Source organism: Methanoregula sp. (assembly GCF_002835825.1).
Taxonomy (GTDB): Archaea; Halobacteriota; Methanomicrobia; order Methanomicrobiales; family Methanospirillaceae; genus Methanoregula.
Genome location: NZ_PIZH01000088.1, coordinates 1 through 6,864, shown reverse-complemented (window position 1 = coordinate 6,864; position 6,864 = coordinate 1). Strand labels below are relative to the sequence as shown.

At 56.9% G+C, this 6,864-nt stretch carries 7 protein-coding genes; 6 read left to right on the top strand and 1 reads right to left on the bottom strand.

Annotation, left to right across the window (positions count from 1 at the left end; all coding sequences use genetic code 11):
- Positions 1-312 precede the first annotated feature (312 nt).
- The 6 genes from CW742_RS04810 to CW742_RS04785 all read left to right on the top strand — a co-directional run bounded on the left by CW742_RS04810 (position 313) and on the right by CW742_RS04785 (position 6,403).
- Positions 313-741, top strand: a complete 429-nt coding sequence (locus CW742_RS04810; protein ID WP_292417238.1) for a universal stress protein — start codon at positions 313-315, stop codon at positions 739-741.
- Positions 742-746: 5 nt separating this feature from the next.
- The gene (locus CW742_RS04805) at positions 747-1,595 is read left to right on the top strand and encodes a CBS domain-containing protein (RefSeq protein ID WP_292417235.1); all 849 of its coding nucleotides are present in this window, start codon (positions 747-749) and stop codon (positions 1,593-1,595) included.
- Between the two features lie 85 nt (positions 1,596-1,680).
- Positions 1,681-2,322 (top strand): archaeal proteasome endopeptidase complex subunit beta, encoded by a 642-nt coding sequence (gene psmB / locus CW742_RS04800; RefSeq protein ID WP_292417232.1) that lies wholly within the window; start codon positions 1,681-1,683, stop codon positions 2,320-2,322.
- A 24-nt stretch (positions 2,323-2,346) separates the two neighbouring features.
- Complete coding sequence (locus CW742_RS04795; protein WP_292417230.1) at positions 2,347-4,257, top strand: beta-CASP ribonuclease aCPSF1; 1,911 nt, start codon at positions 2,347-2,349, stop codon at positions 4,255-4,257.
- A 15-nt stretch (positions 4,258-4,272) separates the two neighbouring features.
- The gene (locus tag CW742_RS04790) at positions 4,273-5,328 is read left to right on the top strand and encodes an MFS transporter (RefSeq protein ID WP_292417228.1); all 1,056 of its coding nucleotides are present in this window, start codon (positions 4,273-4,275) and stop codon (positions 5,326-5,328) included.
- A gap of 91 nt (positions 5,329-5,419) precedes the next feature.
- Entirely contained in the window at positions 5,420-6,403 is a 984-nt protein-coding gene (locus CW742_RS04785) for a tetratricopeptide repeat protein (RefSeq protein WP_292417225.1), read from the top strand.
- A 50-nt stretch (positions 6,404-6,453) separates the two neighbouring features.
- Here the strand turns inward: CW742_RS04785 and CW742_RS04780 are convergent.
- Positions 6,454-6,864, bottom strand: a 411-nt coding sequence (locus CW742_RS04780) for a M20/M25/M40 family metallo-hydrolase (protein ID WP_292417222.1), incomplete at its 5' end; no start/stop codon positions are given.

Genomic DNA, 6,864 nt, shown 5'->3' with positions numbered 1-6,864 from the left:
GTCGAGAAATTGTATTGTCGTTCCCCCCCAATTTGGAAAAGAGATTGCATTCGTCTTGAACCTTTAACAAATCGATCCCGGAAGAATCCTTCAATCCGGCCATTGCGGGTCAGCGCTTACCGGTTCCCCCTTTTTCCACCCCGAGGGGGGCGGGGCACGGCTGGCGATCATTGACCCGGAAAAAAATGCACTCAAATTCAGCCGCGATCCGGTTACATCCATGGTTAAACGGGCTCCGTTTTCCTGCAACGGCACAAATGTTTTTAATTCGTAAATTCAATAAAACAGGCATGTTTGTTGTGGGTGATTCCGGTGTTTGCTAATATCCTTGTTGCATTAGACGGCTCACCGGCCGGGCAGAAGGCGCTCGACCGTGCTGTCGAAATGGCCCGGGCAGGAGAATCAAAACTGCATGCGGCATATGTTGTTGAAACCGGTCTTTTTTCGTCCATTCCTACAGATAACACCGTCGAGATTATGTATAACGTCCTCAAAAAGGAGGGCGAAGCGGTGTTTGACAAGGCAAAGACCGATGCCGCGGCACATGGCGTCACCCTGACAACGCACCTCAAGTTCGGCCACGCGGGCAGCGAGATCATTGCCCTTGCCGACAAAGTAAAGGCCGAGCTCATTATTGTCGGTTCCCATGGGAAGAGCCAGACCGACAGGCTCCTCATCGGGAGCGTTTCCACGTTCATTGTCACCCACAGCAGGGTTTCTTCCATGGTGGTGAGATCATAACGGACATGATTGTCAGAGACTACATGACATCGGACGTTGTCCACGTCGAGATCCCGGGCAATCGCGATGATGTCTTAAAGATCCTCAAGCGCACAGGAATTTCCGGTGTCCCGGTCATCAAGAACAAAAAGCTTGTCGGGATCATCACAAGAAAAGACCTCCTCAGTAAGCCCGAGGAAACCCAGCTCGGCCTCCTGATGACGGCAAAACCCGTCACGATCGGTCCTGATATGGAGATGAAGGAAGCAGCCCGCATTCTTGTCACGAAGCATATCCGCCGGCTGCCGGTTGTAGAGGACAACCATCTCATTGGTCTCCTCTCTGTTGCCGATGTTATCCATGCACTTGCGCAGGTCAAGTGCCACGCCGAGATCAAGGAGAAGTACACGAGCAAGTCGTTCGCCCTCTGGGAAGAGACACCCCTGCCCGTGGTGGGCCGGGTCATGGAGATCTCCGGCGTCGATGCCATCCCTATTCTCGATGCAGAGAACCGGCTCAAGGGGATCATCTCCGAGCGGGACCTGATCCGGAACACCAGCATCGAGGACTCTGTCGGCGTCTCCGATTTCTCGAACGGGACAGACGATGATGAGTGGACCTGGGAGAGCATAAGGGACAACCATACCATCAGCTTTGGGATCTCCAAGGTCCAGCTGCCCAACCGCCCGGTCAAGCTTGCCATGGTAAAAAGTGTCGTTGCCGTGCCGGCAAATGCTGAAGTGAGCGAGTGTGCGCTGAAGATGCGGCGCTCCCGCGTAGACCAGCTTCCTGTCGTGAACGGTGACAAGAAACTGGTTGCCATGCTCTACGACCGGGAACTGATCCGGGCGTTCTGCAACGAAGATTCTGAATAAAAACCTTTATCTTTTCACGTAGCCCCTAATACTTTAAAGCGCTTTTACACCATTTCAGCGTTTATATATTTTTGAGGTATCTCACATGCCTGAACAGTTACCGGAGTCCATGAAGGGGACGACCACGATCGGGATTGTCTTTGCCGACGGGGTAATTCTCGCCACTGAAAAACGGGCGACCATGGGCCTCATGATCGCCAGCAAGAAAGCCAAGAAAGTCTACCAGGTCGCAGACCGCATTGGTATGACAACGGCAGGAGGCGTTGGCGATGCCCAGCAGCTCGCCCGCATCCTGACCGTGGAGTGCAACCTGTACCAGATCCGCCGGTCGCGCCCGATCACGGTCGGTGCAACGGCAACGCTCCTCTCGAACTATCTCAACCAGAACCGTTACTTCCCGTATTACGTCCAGCTGTTAGTCGGCGGGGTTGACGAGAAAGGCCCAAGCGTCTATTCCGTGGATGCAATGGGCGGTGCAACAAAGGAAGAAGAGATCGTTGCAACCGGCTCCGGCTCCCCCATGGCATATGGTGTGCTCGAAGACCGGTTCAAGCCCAATATGACAGAAGAAGAGGCAACCGAGATTGCGGTGCGGGGCCTGAAGTCGGCCATGAAGCGCGATGCCGGATCCGGTGAAGGGATCCACGTGGTCGTCATTACCAAAGACAAATTCCAGATTTTTGCCGAGGACACCATAAAAAAATACCTTGCCAAGACATCAGCATAACACCTTTTTTGGGACGTTTATTATATGCAGATTGAAGAGCGGCTAAAAGAACTCAAAGACAAGATCAATGAGAAGGTGCCCCGCGGCATCAATGTAACGCAGGTCGAGTTTGAAGGTCCGGAGCTTGTCATCTACACGGACGACCCCAAGCGGTTTGCCGATGAGGCTGACTTAATCAAGATCCTGGCCCGTGACCTGCGCAAGCGGATCGTGGTCAGGCCCACCATCCTTGAAGACCCCGAGAAGGCCCACGGCGAGATCAAATCCGTTGTCCCAGAGACCGCCGGCATCACCGATATCTTTTTTGATGCCGACACCGGCGAGGTGTTAATTGAGGCCGAAAAGCCGGGCGTTGTCATCGGCAAGAACGGGGCAACGCTCCGGGAGATCACGAAGCACATCGGCTGGACACCGAAGGTCGTCAGGACTCCTCCCATCGAGAGCTCCACGGTCAAGCAGGTCCGGCAGTACCTCCGCTCGGTCAACGAGGACCGGAAACAGTTCCTCCGCACCATCGGCAGGCGGATCCACCGGGACCTTCCGGCCCGGGGCGACGAGACGGCACGGAAGGACCAGTGGGCCCGGGTCACCACGCTCGGCTGCTGCCGCGAAGTTGGCCGGGCTGCGTTCCTGCTCTCAACACCCCACAGCAAGGTGCTCATCGACTGCGGCGAGAAACCCGACAATGCCGGTGCAACCCCGTACCTCTATGTCCCCGAGATCTACCCGCTCTCCTCGCTCGATGCCGTTATCCTGACGCACGCCCACCTGGACCACTGCGCTCTCGTCCCGCTCCTCTACAAATACGGCTACGAAGGCCCGGTCTACTCCACGCCTCCGACCCGCGACCTCTCGGCTATGCTCCAGCTCGATTACCTCGATGTCATCAACAAGGAAGGGCGGAAGGTGCCCTACAGCTCAAACGAGGTCAAGACCTACATCAAGCATTCTGTCACCCTCAATTACGGTAGCGTGACGGATATTGCGCCGGACATCAAGCTCACGTTCCACAATGCCGGCCATATCCTCGGATCCGCCATCGCCCACTTCCACCTCGGCGACGGCATGTACAACATCGCGTTCACGGGCGACTTCAACTATGCCAAGAGCCGGCTCTTCAATCCGGCCATCAACCAGTTCCCGCGCCTCGAAGCCCTCTTCATGGAGAGCACGTACGGCGGGAGCAATGATTTCCAGCAGGCGAGGTCAGATTGCGAAGGCATGCTGTACGAGACCATCAACCGGGTGCTCCAGCGGGGCGGCAAGGTCATCATCCCGGCGTTCTCGGTAGGCCGTTCGCAGGAGGTCATGCTCGCCCTCGAAGAAGGCATGCGGATGGAGAAGATCCCAAAGGTGAAGATCTATCTCGACGGCATGATCCGCGAAGCAACCGCGATCCACACCACCTATCCCGAGTACCTCAACACGGACCTGCGCAACCAGATCTTCCGCGAGGGCATGAACCCCTTCCTTGCCGAGTGCTTCCAGCAGGTGGACAGCCAGGACCTCCGCGAGAAGGTCATCGGTGGCGATCCCTGCGTCATCATCTCCACGAGCGGTATGTTAAACGGAGGCCCGGTCATGGAGTATCTCATGAACCTGGCCCAGGACGAGAAGAATGCGCTCGTCTTTGTCGGGTACCAGGCGGACGGTACATACGGCCGCCGGATCCAGAAGGGCTGGCGCGAGGTCCCGATGGGGAGGAAGGGAACCATCACCATCAACCTCGAGATTGTCACGGTTGACGGGTTCTCCGGCCACTCCGACCGCCGGCAGCTGATGAACTACATCGGCCAGATCTCGCCCCGTCCCGAGAAGATTTTCTGCATCCACGGTGACGAGAACAACACCATTGACCTCGCAAGCTCCATCTACAAGCGTTACCACATCGAGACCCACTCCCCCATGAACCTTGAGACCTACCGTATGGTCTGAACACAGAGGTCACCTGTGAGGGACAAGGTCACTCTTTTCTTCGGTGTCTTCTCTGTCATGGCGTTATCCAACGCCATCGTCCCGGTTCTTCCCGCGTTTTCCGACAGTCCGTCCTGGACGGGAGCCATCTATGGAGCATACTTTCTCGGGGCGTTCATCAGCACGCTGCCAGGTGGTATCCTCTCGGACCGCTTCGGCCCTACTGCGCTCATGCGCACCGGGCTTGTCCTGACCGTTGTTGGCGGGGCTGTGCTCATTCTCTCCGTCAGCGCCCCCGTGACCGTTGCCGGGCGTTTTGCAGAAGGCATCGGTGCCGGCCTCTTCATTGCCCCTGCCATGGCCGTGGTCAACCAGAGAATCGATCACGAGAAGATGAGCGGGTACTTCCTTGCCCTCCTCAATGCCGGCCTTGTCCTCGGTCTCATTGCGGCCGGCGTGCTTTCGACCGTGTCCGGCCAGCCGGCAGCCGGTATCCTTCTCTTTTCTGCCCTCGCCGTTATCCCCCTGCTGGCAAGCCCTGGTTCCCTAAAGGTGTATCCGGCCCCGGCCGGCCATGGCCTTGTTAAGTCATGGGAAATCTTCCGGAAATACCGGGGGATACTGTTCTCTTCGGTCATCCTCATCGGGGCGACCGGTGTTGCAACAGCACTCTTTCCCGATCATTCCGCTCTCCCTTCCGATGCTGCAGGATTCTGGATTGCCGGCATGAGCATCGCCTCAATCGTCGCGGTGCTGGTGGTATCACGGTTCCCGTTTGAGGAAACCAGGATGATCCGGATCTCGTCCCTGCTGATGGCCGTGGGTATACTGTTCCTTGTCTGGTCGCCTGCAGGGCTTCTCGTGCTCGGGGCGGTTGCCGGCCTTGTGATGATCGCCCAGATGGCACTTCTCGCCGGAGAACGGCAACACCAGGGCATTGCCATGGGGCTCTTCTCCACATCAAGTTATCTTGGCATGGCACTGCTCCCGTTCCTTGCCGGTCTTGTCGCAGACCTGTCCGGGATTGTTTCTGCGTTTGCGGTGACCGCAGTCTTGTCATGCATGGTTGCGGTCGTGGTAGGCAGGAAATAACCCGCGCCAGCGGGCTCCTGGGAATAACAGCCCGCCATTTCCCTGAATCAATAGATTCATCAGCCTTCAGGGAAACATTCGTCATGAGAATATGCGGCGAACTATCCTGATTTTGTTTTTCCTTGCCTCATTCCTGCTCGTGCCGGTAGTACAGGCAGCGGATACCAATGAATTGGTTGCTCTGGGAAATGCTGCACTCGATGCGAGAAAATTTTCCGATGCGCTCACGCACTTCAACAATGCCCTTGCCCAGGATGCGAAGCATGCCACCGCTCTGTCGGGGAAGGCCACCGCACTCAATGGACTGGGAAATTTCTCATCGGCGCTTGAAGCCGCCGATGCATCGTTAGCCCTGCGCTCTAAAGACGAGCGTGCGATTACCGCACGGGCGCTGGCCCTCTTCCGGCTCCAGCGGTGGAGCGAGGCTGTCACGGCCTATGATGCCATGTTCGTATTCCAGCCGAACCTCCCGGTGCCCTTCTGCAACCAGGGATACGCGTACATGCAGCTGAACAATTCGGCCTCTGCGATTACCTCCTACAAGAAATGTACCGCTCTTGATACCACGAACCTCATGGAATGGAACAACCTCGGGCTGGCGTACATGGCAAACGGCGATTACCAAAACGCCATATCCGCCTTCGATGCGGCAACTGCCATCACCATCTCCAATGCTACGTCATGGAACAACAAGGGAAAGGCGTACGTTGCGCTGGGCATGTATAACGATGCCCTGACCTGTTTCAACAAGGCGCTTGGCATTGACCCGGATTTTGCCGAAGCAAAGGCGAACAAGGAAGACATGACCGGGAAATTCCAGGCGTTCCAGTACTCCGCGACAACAATTGCAACCCCGCCCACCCTCAACCGCCTCGGGACAACTTCTCCAACGCCAGTCCCTGAAGAGACAATCATGGCAACCCCTTCGGCACCGCCTGTTGTGCAGACATCGGCAATCACCACAACAGTCCCGGTTGCACAGAAAACCACGTTCTCTCCGTTCTCACCGGCAACCGCGGTCTTTGCCCTCATCGGCGCTACAATCGCGGGAGCGTACCTGGTGGCACGGAAATAATCCGGCCCTCACATTTTTTCGTAGTTTAACGGAAACGATCCAGAAAAAAGTTATGCCGGGTTTCCAGCATATTGCTGCATCACATCCCCATAGATCTCCGTGGCTTTCTCAAGCGATGCGATGGTGACGCGTTCGTTTACGGCATGCAGGCTCTCGATCTCGCCGGGCCCGTATTCGATCACCCGGAACCCGGCCCCCCTCATGTGGCGGGCATCGCTTGCCGCCCACTGCACGAATGGGAAGGAGGGTTTATTCCACGCACGCTGCACCGCATCGCAGGTGACCGTGACGATCCGCGATGACGGGTCGGTGATCGTGGGGACGAACGATTCCTGCGGGGTGACAATGGCATTGTTCGCGTGGGCCTGGATCTCGGCAAGGGTCTCCGGAATCGAACAGCCCCACGGCACCCGCAGTTCGAGCTCAAGGGTGCAGTTTTCTGTCACGACATTAGACTTCTC

What these genes read in the sequence shown, in the direction of transcription:
- CW742_RS04805 (WP_292417235.1), top strand. Translation starts at nt 747, where the DNA reads ATGATTGTCAGAGACTACATGACATCGGACGTTGTCCACGTCGAGATC.
- psmB (WP_292417232.1), top strand. Translation starts at nt 1,681, where the DNA reads ATGCCTGAACAGTTACCGGAGTCCATGAAGGGGACGACCACGATCGGG.
- CW742_RS04795 (WP_292417230.1), top strand. Translation starts at nt 2,347, where the DNA reads ATGCAGATTGAAGAGCGGCTAAAAGAACTCAAAGACAAGATCAATGAG.
- CW742_RS04785 (WP_292417225.1), top strand. Translation starts at nt 5,420, where the DNA reads ATGCGGCGAACTATCCTGATTTTGTTTTTCCTTGCCTCATTCCTGCTC.